14 protein-coding genes and 1 tRNA gene are annotated in these 15,107 nt (G+C 67.1%); 7 read left to right on the top strand and 8 right to left on the bottom strand.

Annotated elements, in window-relative coordinates; genetic code table 11:
* The first annotated feature begins 16 nt into the window (after positions 1-16).
* The 5 genes from HMPREF1138_RS02135 to HMPREF1138_RS02115 all read left to right on the top strand — a co-directional run bounded on the left by HMPREF1138_RS02135 (position 17) and on the right by HMPREF1138_RS02115 (position 5,404).
* Positions 17-1,597 carry a UDP-N-acetylmuramoyl-L-alanyl-D-glutamate--2,6-diaminopimelate ligase gene (locus HMPREF1138_RS02135; protein WP_009056012.1) on the top strand — a complete coding sequence of 527 codons (1,581 nt, stop codon included), beginning with the start codon at positions 17-19 and terminating at the stop codon, positions 1,595-1,597.
* A gap of 79 nt (positions 1,598-1,676) precedes the next feature.
* Positions 1,677-3,230, top strand: coding sequence for a ribosome biogenesis GTPase Der (der, locus tag HMPREF1138_RS02130; RefSeq protein WP_009056026.1), 1,554 nt, complete (start codon positions 1,677-1,679; stop codon positions 3,228-3,230).
* 127 nt (positions 3,231-3,357) lie between these two features.
* Positions 3,358-3,987 (top strand): DNA-3-methyladenine glycosylase I, encoded by a 630-nt coding sequence (locus HMPREF1138_RS02125; RefSeq protein ID WP_009055974.1) that lies wholly within the window; start codon positions 3,358-3,360, stop codon positions 3,985-3,987.
* Between the two features lie 60 nt (positions 3,988-4,047).
* Complete coding sequence (locus tag HMPREF1138_RS02120) at positions 4,048-4,560, top strand: PH domain-containing protein (RefSeq protein ID WP_009056009.1); 513 nt, start codon at positions 4,048-4,050, stop codon at positions 4,558-4,560.
* 46 nt (positions 4,561-4,606) lie between these two features.
* Positions 4,607-5,404 carry a DUF421 domain-containing protein gene (locus HMPREF1138_RS02115; RefSeq protein WP_009055948.1) on the top strand — a complete coding sequence of 266 codons (798 nt, stop codon included), beginning with the start codon at positions 4,607-4,609 and terminating at the stop codon, positions 5,402-5,404.
* A gap of 434 nt (positions 5,405-5,838) precedes the next feature.
* On the opposite strand, the gene HMPREF1138_RS02110 is transcribed toward HMPREF1138_RS02115, so the two are convergent.
* Positions 5,839-5,912 (bottom strand) — tRNA-Pro (locus tag HMPREF1138_RS02110).
* A 233-nt stretch (positions 5,913-6,145) separates the two neighbouring features.
* Between HMPREF1138_RS02110 and HMPREF1138_RS02105 the strand changes: the two genes are divergently transcribed.
* Positions 6,146-6,712, top strand: coding sequence for a hypothetical protein (locus HMPREF1138_RS02105; protein ID WP_009055988.1), 567 nt, complete (start codon positions 6,146-6,148; stop codon positions 6,710-6,712).
* Positions 6,713-6,845: 133 nt separating this feature from the next.
* On the opposite strand, the gene cmk is transcribed toward HMPREF1138_RS02105, so the two are convergent.
* The 7 genes from cmk to HMPREF1138_RS02070 are packed head-to-tail and all read right to left on the bottom strand — an operon-like array spanning position 6,846 to position 12,808.
* Positions 6,846-7,574 carry a (d)CMP kinase gene (cmk, locus tag HMPREF1138_RS02100; protein WP_009056014.1) on the bottom strand — a complete coding sequence of 243 codons (729 nt, stop codon included), beginning with the start codon at positions 7,572-7,574 and terminating at the stop codon, positions 6,846-6,848.
* A 27-nt stretch (positions 7,575-7,601) separates the two neighbouring features.
* Positions 7,602-8,804, bottom strand: coding sequence for a prephenate dehydrogenase (locus HMPREF1138_RS02095; protein ID WP_009055993.1), 1,203 nt, complete (start codon positions 8,802-8,804; stop codon positions 7,602-7,604).
* Positions 8,801-9,550 (bottom strand): pseudouridine synthase, encoded by a 750-nt coding sequence (locus HMPREF1138_RS02090; RefSeq protein ID WP_009056081.1) that lies wholly within the window; start codon positions 9,548-9,550, stop codon positions 8,801-8,803. The genes HMPREF1138_RS02095 and HMPREF1138_RS02090 overlap by 4 nt, the downstream gene beginning before the upstream one ends.
* Entirely contained in the window at positions 9,547-10,107 is a 561-nt protein-coding gene (gene scpB, locus HMPREF1138_RS02085; protein WP_009055972.1) for an SMC-Scp complex subunit ScpB, read from the bottom strand. The genes HMPREF1138_RS02090 and scpB overlap by 4 nt, the downstream gene beginning before the upstream one ends.
* On the bottom strand, positions 10,100-10,996 hold the full coding sequence (locus tag HMPREF1138_RS02080) for a segregation and condensation protein A (RefSeq protein WP_009055966.1): 897 nt from the start codon (positions 10,994-10,996) through the stop codon (positions 10,100-10,102). The genes scpB and HMPREF1138_RS02080 overlap by 8 nt, the downstream gene beginning before the upstream one ends.
* A complete protein-coding gene (locus HMPREF1138_RS02075) occupies positions 10,980-11,837 on the bottom strand; it encodes a ParA family protein (RefSeq protein WP_009055987.1) in 858 nt (285 codons plus the stop codon). The genes HMPREF1138_RS02080 and HMPREF1138_RS02075 overlap by 17 nt, the downstream gene beginning before the upstream one ends.
* 20 nt (positions 11,838-11,857) lie before the next feature.
* Positions 11,858-12,808, bottom strand: a complete 951-nt coding sequence (locus HMPREF1138_RS02070; protein ID WP_039936541.1) for a site-specific tyrosine recombinase XerD — start codon at positions 12,806-12,808, stop codon at positions 11,858-11,860.
* Positions 12,809-12,939: 131 nt separating this feature from the next.
* On the opposite strand from HMPREF1138_RS02070, the gene tkt reads away from it, so the two are divergent.
* Positions 12,940-15,024, top strand: coding sequence for a transketolase (gene tkt / locus HMPREF1138_RS02065; protein ID WP_009055980.1), 2,085 nt, complete (start codon positions 12,940-12,942; stop codon positions 15,022-15,024).
* Positions 15,025-15,107: the final 83 nt, after the last annotated feature.

Genomic DNA, 15,107 nt, shown 5'->3' with positions numbered 1-15,107 from the left:
GAACTACAGTAGTGCCATGACATCAGTGATTGATATTCGCCCGTCCATCGACCCGACCCCGCTCGCGCGCGTCCTCGCGGGCATCGACATCGAGGGGTTTTATGGCGTTGACGGTGCTCCCGCCTCGATCGACGCCTCCGACGTGAGCGTCACGGGCGTCACCGTTTCCTCCGACGATTGCGAGCCCGGTTGGATCTTCGTGGCGATCCCCGGCCTGACACAGCACGGCATCCGCTTCGCCCACGCCGCCATCGAGGCGGGCGCCAGCGTTATTCTCACCGACGAGGAGGGACGAGTGCAGGCACATGAACGAGGCTTGGGCGCGCCGGTCGTGCAGGTGGCCGATCCGCGTGGCGTCGTCCCCGCCCTGTGCGCGAACGCGTACTCCTCTCCCGCCACGCGCCTGACGACGATGGCCGTGACCGGCACGAACGGCAAGACGACGACCTCGTACCTGATGCGTGCCGCCATCGCTTCGCGTTTCCCCCAGGCGTCCCTGTGCGGCACCGTCGAGATGCACGTCGGACCGATCTCGTTTGAGGCGGTGCGCACGACCGCGGAGGCGCCGGTCATCGCCCGTTTCCTGTCCGCCACCGAGCAGTACGGCTGCGGCGCCGGGATCATCGAGTTGTCCGCGCACGCCCTGTCCCTGCACCGGGTGGACGGCATCGTCTTCGACGTCGCTGCCTTCACGAATCTCCAGCACGATCACCTGGACTACTACGGCGACATGGAGCACTACTTCGCCGCCAAGGCGTTGCTCTTTACCCCCGAGCACTCCCGCGCCGGCGTCGTGTGCGTGGACGACGAGTGGGGCCGCCGCCTGGCCGCGCAGGCGGCCGTGCCGGTGACCACCGTGTCCGCCCTGACGAGCGAGAGCGCCGACTGGCAGGTCCGCGATATTGCCCCCGACAAGGTGATCGGCCGCACGGTGTTCACGCTCGTCGACCCTGACGGCGTCGGCCACCGCGTCGCGATGCCGATCCTGGGTGAGGTCAACGTGCAGAATACGGCCGTGGCGATCGTGTCCGCCGTGACGCTGGGCATCGACCTGCCTGACGTTATCGCCTCCATCGAGGACGCTCCCCAGATTCCGGGCCGCATGGAGAAGGTCAACCCCACCCCCGGCGCCCAGCCCCTCGTGATCGTCGACTACGCGCACACCCCCGAAGCGCTCGAGTGGACGCTGCGTTCGACGCGCGAGCTGACCCCCGGCAAGGTCGTCATCGTCTTCGGCACCGACGGCGACCGCGACGCGACCAAGCGTGAGCACCTGGCGGCAATCGCGGCGCGCGAGGCCGACGTCCTGTGGGTGACCGACGAGAACCCGCGCACCGAGGATCCCCAGTCGATCCGCGACTATCTGCTGCGCGGCATCGCCTCCGTGCGCCCCGGCATGGAGGACGTCACCGAAGTCACGACGTGCCGACGCGACGCCGTGCGCCGCGCCATCTTGGCGGCCGACCCCGGCGACACCGTCATCATCACGGGCAAGGGCGCGGAGTGGTACCAGGAGATCCAGGGTATCCACCACCGCTACAACGACGTGCCCGTCGCCGCCGAAGTCCTCGCTGGCGACGTGCGCTCCCACGAGTAAACGCAACGAACCTGTGAACTGGCGCGCCACGGGGGTCCCCATCCGACCCGCGCGGCGCGCCACACCGTAGACTGGGCGGGTGAATGACTTCGATACCCAGCACGGCGCGACCCCCACTCCCGTGGGCGACGCGGCCGACGCCTACACCGCGGACTTGGCCCCGGCCTCGTCCGAGATGATCGACCTGACCGACGATGACGCCGCGGCCCGCGCCCGCGTCATGCGCGCCAACCTCGACCAGTTCGACCTGGACGAGGAGGATTTGGCGTTGCTCTCCGGCGACGTCGAGCTCGACGATTCCGGCGACGTCGCGGCGGGCCTGCCGGTTCTCGCCGTCGTCGGCCGACCCAACGTCGGCAAGTCCACGCTGGTCAACCGAATCCTGGGACGCCGCGAGGCCGTCGTCCAGGACACGCCGGGCGTCACGCGCGACCGCGTCTCCTACCCCGCGGAGTGGGCCGGACGCGACTTCACGCTCGTGGACACCGGCGGCTGGGAGATCGACGTCAAGGGACTGGATCGTTCCGTCGCCGAGCAAGCGGAGATCGCCGTCGACCTGGCCGACGCCGTCGTCCTCGTCCTGGACGCAACGGTCGGCGTGACGGCATCCGACGAGCGCATCGTGGAGATGCTGCGCTCGAAGAAGAAGCCGATCATCCTGGCGGCCAACAAGGTGGATTCGCCCCTGCAAGAGGCCGACGCCGCCTACCTGTGGAGCCTCGGCCTGGGCGAGCCTCACCCGATTTCCGCCCTCCACGGGCGAGGCACGGGTGATCTCCTCGACGTCGTCCTGGATGTTCTGCCGACCGAGTCCGCGGTAGCCTCCGCGCTCCCGTCGGGCGGCCCGCGCCGTGTGGCCCTCGTCGGGCGTCCCAACGTCGGTAAGTCCTCCCTCCTGAACGCCCTGGCCGGCGGCGAGCGCGTCGTCGTCAACGAGCTGGCGGGCACGACCCGCGACCCCGTCGACGAGCTCATCGAGTTGGACGGACGTTCCTGGTGGTTCGTCGACACTGCCGGCATCCGCCGCAAGATGCACCGCACGAGCGGCGCCGACTACTACGCTTCGATCCGCACGCAGGCAGCCATCGAGAAGGCCGAAGTCGCCCTGGTCCTCATCGACGGTTCCGCCCCCCTGACCGAGCAGGACGTGCGCGTCGTCCAGCAGGTCATCGACGCGGGCCGGGCCCTCGTCGTCGTAACGAACAAGTGGGACCTGGTCGATGAGGAGCGCCAAAAGGAGATCAAGAACGAGCTCGAACGCGAGCTCGTCCAGGTTCAGTGGGCACCGCGCATCAACCTGGCGGCCAAGACCGGTTGGCACACAAACCGCATTGTGCGCGCGCTCGACACCGCCTTGGAGGGGTGGGAGACCCGCATCCCGACGGGCCAGCTCAACGCCTTCCTCGGCCAGCTCGTGGCCGCTCACCCACACCCGCTGCGCGGCGGCAAGCAGCCCCGCATCCTCTTCGGCACGCAGGTCTCCAGCAAGCCCCCACGCTTCGTGCTCTTCACGACGGGCTTCCTCGATCCGGGCTACCGTCGTTTCATCGAACGCCGCCTGCGCGAGACCTTCGGTTTTGCGGGCACACCCATCCAGGTGTCCGTGCGCGTGCGCGAAAAGCGCCGCCGCTAGGCGTCGGTGCACGCAGGCGTAGAACGTGCGCGTCACCCTATCCACAGGGGTGGCGCGCACGTCATCGTTATCCACAGGGTTCGTCGTCACGATTGCCGCTGCTGGTGTCGGCGCGCAGGATGGGGCTATGGACTCCTCAACCGATTCTCCCCATCCCCTCCCCTGCGGGCTCACGCTGTGCGACGACGGCCTCGTTCGCCCGTCCTGGGCCTCCCACGACGCGCTCCTGCGCTCCTACTACGACACGGAGTGGGGCATGCCCGTCCACGACGAGGCGGGCGTCTTCGAGCGCCTCGTCCTCGAGGGATTCCAGGCGGGCCTGTCCTGGCGCACCGTGCTGGCCAAACGCGAGGCCTTCCGCGCGGCGTTCGAGGGCTTCTCGCCGGACGCGGTCGCCGCATTCAGCACGGTCGACGTCGAGCGCCTCACTCGTGATCCAGGAATCATCCGAAACCGCCGCAAGATCGAGGCCGTGATCAGCAACGCTCACGCGACGCTAGCTATGAGGAACACTTCGGAAGCGACGGACGGCCCCTCCCACCTCGGTGAGTTCGTCTGGTCGTATCGGCCGACGCATGATCCCCGTCCGCGCTCTCACAACGAGGTGCCCACACAGCTGCCGGAGTCGGTGGCTCTCGCGGCCGACCTCAAGAGTCGCGGTTTTAAATTCGTGGGTCCCACGACGATGCTCGCGCTGATGGCGGCGATAGGCATCGTGAACACAGACATTGTGGGAACGCACCGCAGGCCCCGCTGAGGCGCACTGCCACCGTCGTAGGCGTCCTCACGCACTCGCGAAATCTGGCATGATGGTGCCATGGCATTGTCACAGAAGCTCCTCAGCCAGGACGAGGTCGTCGTCCGGCACATGCACACGCACATCAAGACCCTGCTCCCCGCGATCATCGTGGAGTCGATCCTCGTGATCGCAGCGGCGGTCGGCTCGTTCTACGTCCCGGAGAACGCGCGTTACTGGGCGCTTCCGACCATCTGGATCGCCGTGCTCCTCCTGTCGATTCCACTCATCCTTGTTCCCTGGATCAAGTGGATAACGACGACCTACACGGTGACGACGAAGCGAGTCATCACCCGCACGGGCATCATGAAGCGCACCGGTCACGATCTGCCACTCACCCGCATCTCTGACATCCAGATCGAAAAGGACTTCGATGACCGGATCTTCGGTTGCGGCTCGCTCGCCCTCCAGACCTCCGCTGACGATCCGTTGCTGCTGCGCGACGTGCCGAAGGTTGAGACCGTGCAGGTCGAGATCTCGAATCTCCTCTTCCACGACATTCAGGGAGCGATCGACGCGGATCCGACGAACTGATCACACCACGCAAAACCGCGTCCCCACATGCGAATAGACTGGTTTCATGTTCGATGTTCATGGTTTCGAAATGACGGTCTTTAAGCTCCTGATCGGTGTCACCCTGATCGTCCTCCACCTGCGCCTCACGGGCAAGCAGCAGACGGTTCAGCTGACACCGATCGACTTTATCGGGAACTTTATCCTCGGTGGCATTATCGGCGGCGTCATCTACAACCACGCAATCTCGTTCGCGGAGTACATCAGCTTCCTGCTCGTCACCTTTGGAATCATCTCCGGCCTGAACTACCTGACGTCGAAGTTCATGTCGACCCGCTCGCTCGTGATGGGAAAGGCGTACACGATCATCGAGGGCGGGCGATTTACTCAGGACGCGCTCGACAACACGGATCACAAGCTCGACCCAGTCGAGTTTCTCGCAGAGCTACGCGGCATGGGCATCTTTTCACTGAGCGACATCAGCCTCGTACAACGCGAAGCCAACGGCTCCCTGACGGTACGGCGCAAGGGCGAGGGCGGCGTCAACTACGTCCTGGTGTCCAGTGGCCAGGTCGTGACCGACAACCTCAAGTTGGCACATCGCGACGAGGAATGGTTGCGCACAGAGCTTTCGTCGGCGGGCATCGGCGAAGTGGAGGATCTCTTCGTTGTCGAACTTGACGCCGACAACCGGCTGAACATCGTCTCTCAGACGGGAAACACAACTGCGATGACAGTGTCTGATCCGGCCATCAAGGAGGTGACGATGGTGACCGAGTTCCAGGCCCCGCACGAGCAGTCGGCGACGCTGGAGGATGTCATCCCCGAGGATGCGCGCGAGGGCGCGGCGAAGTCTGACGGCTGACCGTTCTCGCTCCTCATTCGCGTCTCCGGCTCCCCCGGCCTCGTCTCCGTTGACGAGGCCGGGGCCGTTTTGTGTCGGTCCGTGCACTTCGTGCCCCATCTTGGATGGCGGCTACCGGTACCGGCTAGGTAGGTCGAAATCATCCCCGTTGACGACTTCGACCTGTGCCACAGTTTACTCCACTGAGGGGGCACCCATTGTCACTCCTCACAACGCATCACATGCGCTGCGACCTGCACGAACCCGCGGAAGATTGGTCGAAAACTAGCGTTTACCGGGGGAAATAGACCACCACAGACGAGCATTACGTTTCGGTTACAAAGATTGACCGACAATTGATGCGGGGACGGAGGTCCCTCCAACGACTCCAGGCGACGAAGGCCCGTGGAATACAAAAAGCGCGAGGACACAAACCTGTCCTCGCGACTCTTTTGTCGGGCTGGCGGGATTTGAACCCACGACCCCTTGACCCCCAGTCAAGTGCGCTACCAAGCTGCGCCACAGCCCGTATTCAGTTCGTCGCCGTGGCGACCTGTAGAACTATAGCGCACCCAAGGAGAGGGAAGCAAGCCGACTAACGTGCACCACGACACACTACCTCTGTGAGCAGAGCGCACACGACTCGCCCTCCCCCACCGGCTGACACGTATCGCTCCGCGGAACAAACCATCCCCATCTGTCCACGCGGTTACACTAAAGGCTATCTATCCATCGCCAGCACACACCGCGGGAGTATCCCCTATGACCATCCGTCGGCTCCTGACAGCCTCCGCGTCCCTCGCCCTCGCATTCACGGGTATCGTTGCAGCGAACGTCGGCTCCTGGGAGGCGTCGGCCGCCCAGGCGACCGCTGTTGTCGTGAGCACACAAGACGTTCCTACACGCGCTGCCACCGCCGACCAGACGACGAACGCCCGCGTGTCAACGCCAGCACCGATGCGCCGACGCTTCCGCTCGCGCACAACCTCCCATGACCCGGTCGCTGTCATGATTTCTCTGATTCTTGTCGCCGTGATCATGGGAGGGTACTGGCTCTTCCGTTATCTATCGTCCCAGGGCAAGGCACGCCAATCGCCGACAATGTCCTACAACGGCCCCAGCGGTCCGCAGTATGGCGTGACGGCCGGCAGCTACGGCGGTCCCCAGTATCCGCAAAGCGGAGCCTCCATGCACCCTCCGATGCAGACAGGAGGCGGCTACCCGGCGGGTCACGGTGGAAACTACTACGGTCAGCAACAGGGCGGCTACCCGGCGCCCGGCATGTACGGCACAAACGGCACATATGGTTCGCACGGCGCCGGCTACTAACGACGCGCGCACGCACGCACGACCGCTCGCGCATCTGAGAAGTCGGTAGCGCACGCGAATCGCGCGCGTGACGCCACCAGATGTGTGTGCCCCGCAGCGAGGCGCTGCGGGGCACACATCTACCTGCCAGGCGCTATCCCTCGCGGGCGGCCAGGTCCTCGTCCACGTATGCCAGGATGGCCTCGCACACGCCGGCGATATCCAGGCCGGTCGAATCAACCGTCTGAACGCCGGGGGCCGCGGTCATAAACTCCGAGACGGTCGAGTCGGCCTTGTCGCGGCCCTCCACCTGGGCGCGCACAATCTCCATGTGCTCCTCGGTCGCGTCACCGTAGAGTTCCAGGGTGCGGCGGCGCAGGCGCGCCTCCTGGTCCGCGAGCAACAGGATGCGCACGTCCGCATCCGGGCACACGACCGTCGTGATGTCGCGGCCCTCGGCGATCATGCCGGAGCCCTGAGCGCGTGCCTCCATCATGCGGCGGCGCTGCTCGGCCGCCATCCACGCGCGCACCGTCAGGTTCGTCGAAATATGCTTGATCTCCAGGGCGATGCGAGGCTCGCGAATCGCCTGGGTGACCTCGGTATCCCCCACCCACACGTGCGGATCGGACGGATCGGACTGCAGGCGAAGGACCATCTCGTCGGCCGCGGCTGCGACCGCGTCGGTGTCCTCCAGGTCAATGCCGCGGTCGAGGGCGTACCACGTCAGCGCGCGGTACATCGCGCCCGTGTCGAGGTATCCGATGCCCAGACGCGAGGCCAGCTCCTTGGACACCGTGGACTTACCAGAACCCGCAGGACCATCGATCGCAATGGTAATGCCCACGCGCGAGATCGCGTCCTGGCGCATCGAGTCGTTCATCCGGTGATTCTCCTCATCGAGGTTGTTCTAGTGGGTAATGAGCCGCCAGCCCCGCTCCTGCAGGTCCGCGGCGCAGCGGTCAGCGACCGCCGGGTCAATCATGACGCGAGCGACGCCAGCCTGCGCGCCCGCCGAGTGCTCGAGAACCAGGTCCTCGATGTTGATGGAGGCCTCACCGAGCTCACTGAAGAGGCGCCCGAGCGCACCGGGCTCATCGGGGATCAGCACCTCGACCTCGCGGTAGCGCGACGGAGCACCGCCGTGCTTGCCGGGGATGCGCGCGACGCCCTGATTGCCAGCCGTCATCACGCGGTTGATCGCACCGACGCTGCCGCCCCGAAGCGGGCCCAGCTCGGCGGCCGCATCCAAGTGGGTCAGCAGGTCATCCAGGTCGCCCCTCAACTCGCGCAGGATGTCGGCGACAGGCCCAGCGTTGCCGGCCAGGATCGCCGTCCACAAGCGAGGATCGGAGGCCGCGATACGCGCCGTGTCACGCAGCCCCTGCCCCGCCAAACCGAGTGCCTGTGCGGGAGCATCAACGAGGCGCGCCGCCAGCATCGACGACACGAGCTGCGGCACGTGGGACACCAGGGCCACCGCATGATCGTGCGTGCCCGCATTCATCTCCAGGGGCACCGCGCCCACGTCCGTGGCAAGCGCACGAGCGGCCAACACCGCACGAGGCCACGTCAGCTCATGGGCCACGATCACCCACGGCCGACCGTAGAACAGGTCGGCGTCGGCCGCGCCGGCGCCGGAGCGCTCGCGTCCAGCCATCGGGTGTGAGCCCACGTAGCGGCACGCCTCGTCCTGGAGGCCGCGCTGCACGAGCGTGGCAAGCACGTCGGCGACGACCGCGTCCTTGACCGAGGCGACATCCGTGACGATAGCGTTGGGGAATCGCACAAGAGAATCGACGATAACCCGGTCGGCGACGTCGGGAGGGGTCGCGACCACGACGATGCGCGGCGCCTCGTAACCGGCGCCGTCCTGCCCGGCGTCCGCAGAGGCCACCCCGGCCTCGGCGATAACGTCACTGAAAGGGACGCCGGCGCCCACGTCGGAGGCAAGGCGCAGGGAGGTGGGCGAGGCATCCTCGAGGTAGACTTCCACTCCCCCGGCGCGCAGGGCGAGCCCGAGGGACGCGCCCAGCAGGCCCGACCCGATGATGAGGACGGGACCCACCGTGGACACGACGCGCGTGGGGGCGCCACCGCCCTGGGCGCTCACAGGCCGACGGCCCCGTACAGCGCCGTCAGAGCGTTGCCCTTGACGCGGCGGGTCGTGCCCTGCTTGAGGTGATCCAGGGAGATCGGCCCAAAGCCGGTACGCACGAGCTCGCGGACCGGGTAGCCGACGGCGTCCATCATGCGTCGCACGAGTCGGTTGCGGCCCTCGTGGACGACGATCTCGACGGTGGTGATGTCACCGTAGGTGTCGACAACGCGGAAGGCATCCACCTTGATCGGGCCGTCCTCCAGCTCGATTCCGTTCATGAGAGTGCGCTTGACTCCCGGCTTGACCTCGCCGTGCAGGCGCGCGACGTATGTCTTGCGAATCTCGTAGGACGGGTGGGTCAGGCGGTTGGCCAGCTCTCCGTCGTTGGTCAGCAACAGCAGGCCCGAGGTGTCGATGTCGAGGCGACCCACGTGGTAGAGGCGCTCGGGGTAGTCAGCGATCAGGTCGGCGATGGTCGGGCGTCCCTCCGGGTCGCTCATCGTGGACACGGTGCCGATCGGCTTGTTGACGGCAAGCACGATGTGCTTGGTCTCGTCCAGGATCAGGCGCTCGCCGTCGACGTGAATGACCTGGGTTGCGGGATCCACCCGCACGCCCTGGTTGCGCACGACAGTGCCGTCCACGCTCACGCGGCCATCCGCGATCATCTGCTCGGACGCGCGCCGAGAAGCGACGCCGGCCTGGGCGAGCACCTTCTGCAGGCGCACGCCACCCTCGGTGTAAGGGTTAGCCCTCATAGTTCTTCCTCCAATTCGTCCAGCGCATCGGCGTCTGGCAAGTAGGGTGCCAAGGGTACCAGCTCCGATAGGCTCGTCATCCCCATTTTCTCAAGAAACTCCCCGGTCGTGCCGTATAGGCGCGCCCCGGAGGGTGTCAGCCCCGTCTCTTCCACGAGGCCTCGAGCGAGCAGGGTGCGCACCACGCCGTCGACGTTCACCCCGCGGATGCGGGCGATGCGGGCACGTGAAATAGGCTGGCGGTAGGCGATGACCGCCAGGGTTTCGAGGGCGGCCTGGGACAGGCGCGCGTGGGAGGAGCCCACGACGAAGCGACCGACGACGTCGGCGTAGGCGCGCGCAGAGTAGATGCGCCAGCCTCCCGCGACCTCGCGCAGCTCGAAGCCGCGCGCCGGCCCTTCCCCCTGGCCGAGGTACTCGCTCGCCAGGGAGCGCAGTGTCTCCTCCACGTCGAGCGGATCCGCCTCAAGGGCGCCCGCGAGCTCGTCGACGGACACCGGTTCGGAGGCGACCATCAGGATCGCCTCGATCGGCCCTCGCAGCTGCTCGTCAGTCATCGCCGCCGTCTCCTTCCATCGTCCGTGCATTCTTCCCCGTCGACGAGGCCGTGGCGCCCACGGCGGCGGGCGTGTCCTCGGGGCGCGTGCCGCGTGGTGCCTCGTCAATGTCGATGTCGCTCGCGTCCACCTCGGCTCTCCACTGGATCGAAAGTGTCCCCAGCGCCCCCTCCTGGATGAACTCGACGGCTCCTCGCCGGAAGAGTTCGAGGAGCGCCAAGAAACGCGACACGATGACGGCGCGCGTGGCGGCATCGGCGATGAGCTCCCGGAAGGTCATCTCCCCCGCCGACGCGAGCTTGTCGGCGACGACGATGGCCTGCTCGCGCACAGGCACGACCGGGTCGTGCAGGTGGGTGACCTGGACGGTGGGCGCCGACTGGGAGAGGGCGTCGGCGGCGAGGCGGGCCAGGTCCTCAGGGCTGGTGAGCCAGGTGAGCTCGGGCAGGAGCGTGGCGAAGTGGGGCTCGAGGGCGACGTCGCGGGCCACGTAGGAGGCACACGCAACCATGCGCGCGTCGATCTCCTTCGCCGCTTCTTTGAAGGCGCGGTATTGCAGGAGTCGGGAGAACAGGAGGTCCCGGGCCTCCAGATCCGCCTCGCTCACGTCTTCCTCCTCGTCGAGGCGGGGCAAGAGGTGGGCGGCTTTCATGTCGAGAAGCGTTGCGGCGACAACCAGGAATTCGGTCGTGCGTGACAGGTCGGGCGAGGCCTTCATGAAGGCGATGAACTCGTCCGTCACCTGGGCGAGTGCCACCTCGGTAATGTCGAGCTTTTTGCGCGCGATCAGGGACAGGAGCAGGTCGAAGGGCCCCTCGAAGACGGGCAGCCTCACGGCGAAGAGCTCGAACTCCCCCTGAATCTCGATCGGTTCAGGCGGCGTCGCCACGGGCGATGACTTCCCGCGCCAGTCGGCGATACGCGTGCGCCCCCGCGTGGTTGGGAGCGTAGGACGTGATCGGCTCGGTGGCCACCGAGGCGTCCGGGAACTTAATCGTGCGCCCGATACGAGTGTCGAAGACCAGATCCCCGAAGGCCTCCTTCAGGCGCTGGAGGACTTCGCGCGAGTGCAGGGTGCGTGAGTCGACCATCGTCGCCACGATGCCGTCGATCTTCAGGCGCGGGTTGATGCGATCGCGCACCGTCTCGATGGTCTCGACCAGCAGGGCGACGCCACGCAGGGCGAAGAACTCGGCCTCCACGGGCACGATAACGCCGTGCGCGGCCGTCAGCGCGTTCACCGCAAGCAGGCCGAGCGAGGGCTGACAGTCGATCAGGATGACGTCGTAGTCGGCCTCGACGTGGCGCAGCACGCGCGCCAGGGCGCTCTCGCGCGCGACCTCGTTGACCAGCTGAACCTCCGCGGCAGACAGGTCGATGTTTGCCGGGATGATATCCAGGTTCTCCGTGTCCGTATGGCACACGGTCGCACGCACGTCGGCCTTGGGGTTCATCAGCAGCGTGTAGATCGTCTGTTCCATGTCGAGGGCGTTGATCCCCAACCCGACAGACGCCGCCCCCTGCGGATCGAAGTCAACGATCAGGACGCGGCGACCGTACTCGGCCAGGGCGGCGCCCAGGTTGATCGTGGTCGTCGTCTTGCCGACGCCTCCCTTTTGATTACACATCGCGATCACGCGTGCGGGTCCGTGGCCCGTCAGGGGCGCGGGCACGGGGAAGTCGACCTGCTCAGCGGGCAGGTCGGGCGTCAGCGTCGGATGCGAATTCATGGTCACTCCTTCATCCTAGGTCATTGCCGGGCAATCTCGTCGGTGCCACGCGCCCGGGGGTGCGAGAGCGTAAAGACCTCGCGCAGGGCCGCGGCTGTCACCGCCGTGTAGATCTGGGTCGTGGCCACCGAGGCGTGTCCGAGCAGCTCCTGCACCTCGCGCACGCTCGCCCCACCCTCGAGCAGGTGAGTCGCGAAGGAGTGGCGCAGCGTGTGGGGCGACACCCTCGACTCCAGCTGCGCGGCTTCGGCGGCCCTGCGGATCGCGGTCCACGCGCTCTGGCGAGAGAGGGGGGTGCCCCGAGAGTTCAGAAAGAACGCGGTCGCGCCGCGGCCTCGTGCCGCAAGGGCCGGACGCGCACGAACCCGGTACGCCCCCAGCGCCTCGACCGCGAAGGAACCGACGGGGACGATGCGTTCCTTGCGCCCCTTCCCGAACAGGCGGACCACCGGGACGTCGCCGTCAAGGTCAAGGTCATCGGCGCTCAGGCTCACCGCCTCGGACACGCGCGCGCCCGTCGCGTACAACAGCTCCAGGAGCGCACAGTCACGCAAACCGATGGGCGAATCGTCCGCGTGGGCGACGTCGAGCAGGCGCCCCACCTCCTCGACCGTCAGGGCCTTGGGCAGATGGCGTCCCGCACGGGGGGCGCACAACTGGGCGGAGGGGTCGACCCCGACAAGCCCTTCCGTGAGCGCGTACTTGTGCAGGCCACGAATGGCAGCGGATGCGCGGGCGACCGACGAGGCCGCGGCAGGGTGGCCCGTCACCTCGCCTGAGGCGAGGCGCATCGTGTAGTCCTCGATGTCGCGCACACTCACCTCGGCGAGGCTCGCAACGCCGCGGTCGGCGAGGTCACGGACGTATCGCAGGGCATCGCGCCGATAGTTGGAGACGGTGTGCGCCGACGCGCCCTTCTCGACGCGCAGATAGTCCATCCACTCATGCACGAGGGCTTCCAAGGACGTCATGGTGTCAGAGTAAGCGAGGTTTCAACAAATGTGCGCGATACCTATGCGCGTGCGCACATTTTCGCTAATATGTGACCCGGTAACCATTTCCCTACCCCGATGCTGGGGTCCAACAACGGCTGGAGGCCGACGTGACACTTCAATGGGACCATATCGATGACGACGCGGTCAAGACCGCCAAGCTCCTCGCGGCGGACGCCGTCGAGCAGGCGGGATCCGGACACCCCGGAGCCGCCATTTCCCTCGCCCCCGCAGCATACCTGCTCTACAACAAGGTCATGAACGTCGATCCGGCCGATCCTCGTTGGATCGGCCGTGACCGTTTCATCCTGTCGGCGGGGCACTCCTCGCTGACCCAGTACGTCCAGCTCTACCTCACCGGCTTCGGCCTCGAGCTCGACGACGTCAAGAAGCTGCGCACCGCCGGCTCCCTGACCCCCGGCCACCCCGAATACGGGCACACCAAGGGCGTTGAGATCACCACCGGGCCCCTGGGCACCGGCATCGCCTCGGCCGTCGGCTTCGCCATGAACGCCCGCCGCGTCCACGGCCTGCTCGATCCGCAGACCCCGCTGGGCGAGTCCGTCTTCGACCACAACGTCTACGTCATCGCCGGCGACGGCTGCTTCCAAGAGGGCGTTTCCGCCGAGGCTTCCTCACTGGCCGGCACCCAGGAGCTCGGCAACATCACCGTCATCTGGGACGACAACCACATCTCCATCGAGGACAACACCTCGATCGCCTTCAACGAGGACGTCCTGGCCCGCTACGAGGCCTACGGCTGGCACGTCCAGCGCGTCGACTGGCTCGGCGAGGACGGCTCCTACGAGGAGAACACCGCCGCCCTCAACGACGCCCTCGAGGCTGCGAAGGCCGAAACCACCAAGCCCTCGCTGATCGCGCTGCGCACCATCATCGGCTGGCCGACCCCCGGCAAGCAGAACACCGGCGGCATCCACGGCGCCAAGCTCGGCTCCGACGCCCTCAAGGGACTCAAGGTCGCCCTGGGCGCCGACCCCGAGGAGATGTTCGACGTCGACGCCGCCCTCGTGGACGAGGTCCGCGCCCGCGCCGCCGCCCGCGCAGCGAAGTACCGCAAGGACTGGGACGCACGCTTCGAGGCGTGGAAGGCCGCCAACCCCGAGGGCGCCGCTCTGCTCGAACGACTGTCCGCCGGCCGCCTGCCCGACGGCTGGGAGGCCGCGCTGCCCACCTTCGAAGAGGGCAAGGCGCTCGCGACCCGCGCCGCCTCCGGCCAGGTCCTCAACGCGATTGCCCCCGTCCTGCCCGAACTGTGGGGCGGCTCGGCCGACCTGGCAGGCTCGAACAACACATTCGTGAAGGGAGAGCCTTCCTTCCTACCCGCGCACCGTTCCTCTGCGTCGTTCAGCGGCGACGAGTTCGGCCGCAACCTGCACTTCGGCGTGCGCGAATTCGCGATGGGTGCCGCGCTCAACGGCATCGCAGCCGACAGCTTCACCCGCGCCTACGGCGGCACGTTCTTCGTGTTCTCCGACTTCATGCGCGGCGCCGTGCGCCTGGCGGCCCTCATGGACCTGCCGGTCACCTACGTGTGGACCCACGACTCCATTGGCGTCGGCGAAGACGGCCCGACCCACCAGCCGATCGAGCACCTGGCCTCCTACCGAGCGATCCCGAACCTCGCGGTCGTGCGCCCCGCCGACGCCGCCGAAACGGCCGCCTCCTGGAAGGCCATCCTCGAGCAGTCGCACCCGGCCGCGATCGTCCTGTCGCGCCAGAACCTGCCCAACCCCGCTCGCGGCGAAGGCACCGGGCTGGCCACGGCCGACAACCTCAGCCGCGGCGCCTACGTCCTGGCCGACACCGAAGGCACCCCCGACGTGATCCTCATGGCCTCCGGTTCCGAGGTCTCCGTCGCCCTTGAGGCGCGCGAGGCCCTCGCCGCCGACGGCATCGCCGCCCGCGTCGTGTCCGTCCCCTGCCTCGACTGGTTCGAGGCCCAGGACCGCGCCTACCGCGACGAGGTTCTGCCCCCGTCCGTGCGCGCCCGCGTCTCCGTCGAGGCCGGCCTGGCCCTGCCCTGGTACCGCTGGATCGGCGACGCCGGCCGTGCGGTCTCCATCGAGCACTTCGGCGCCTCCGCGCCGGGCGAGGCGCTCTTCAAGGAGTACGGCATCGACGCCGAGCACGTCGCCGCCGCAGCGAAGGAGTCCATCGAAGACGCCCGGTCGTGACTTTCTAGTCACCTCGCCTGAGAAGGGGCTGCTGGCGCGCGAGGGCGCGCCAGCAGCCCTATTCTCGTACACATGTGTGGGTC

This window comes from Actinomyces sp. ICM58 (genome assembly GCF_000283035.1).
Taxonomy (GTDB): domain Bacteria; phylum Actinomycetota; class Actinomycetes; order Actinomycetales; family Actinomycetaceae; genus Pauljensenia.
The sequence above is the reverse complement of the archived record's forward strand: the minus strand, read 5'-3'. Positions and strand labels throughout refer to the sequence as shown.

Coding starts and splice junctions, on each gene's coding strand:
- cmk (WP_009056014.1), bottom strand. CDS start 7,574: ATGAACGACTCGATGCGCCAGGACGCGATCTCGCGCGTGGGCATTACC.
- HMPREF1138_RS02135 (WP_009056012.1), top strand. CDS start 17: ATGACATCAGTGATTGATATTCGCCCGTCCATCGACCCGACCCCGCTC.
- HMPREF1138_RS02115 (WP_009055948.1), top strand. CDS start 4,607: ATGTTCGATGTTCATGGTTTCGAAATGACGGTCTTTAAGCTCCTGATC.
- scpB (WP_009055972.1), bottom strand. CDS start 10,107: ATGACTGACGAGCAGCTGCGAGGGCCGATCGAGGCGATCCTGATGGTC.
- HMPREF1138_RS02105 (WP_009055988.1), top strand. CDS start 6,146: ATGACCATCCGTCGGCTCCTGACAGCCTCCGCGTCCCTCGCCCTCGCA.
- HMPREF1138_RS02125 (WP_009055974.1), top strand. CDS start 3,358: ATGGACTCCTCAACCGATTCTCCCCATCCCCTCCCCTGCGGGCTCACG.
- HMPREF1138_RS02075 (WP_009055987.1), bottom strand. CDS start 11,837: ATGAATTCGCATCCGACGCTGACGCCCGACCTGCCCGCTGAGCAGGTC.
- HMPREF1138_RS02090 (WP_009056081.1), bottom strand. CDS start 9,550: ATGAGGGCTAACCCTTACACCGAGGGTGGCGTGCGCCTGCAGAAGGTG.
- HMPREF1138_RS02070 (WP_039936541.1), bottom strand. CDS start 12,808: ATGACGTCCTTGGAAGCCCTCGTGCATGAGTGGATGGACTATCTGCGC.
- HMPREF1138_RS02120 (WP_009056009.1), top strand. CDS start 4,048: ATGGCATTGTCACAGAAGCTCCTCAGCCAGGACGAGGTCGTCGTCCGG.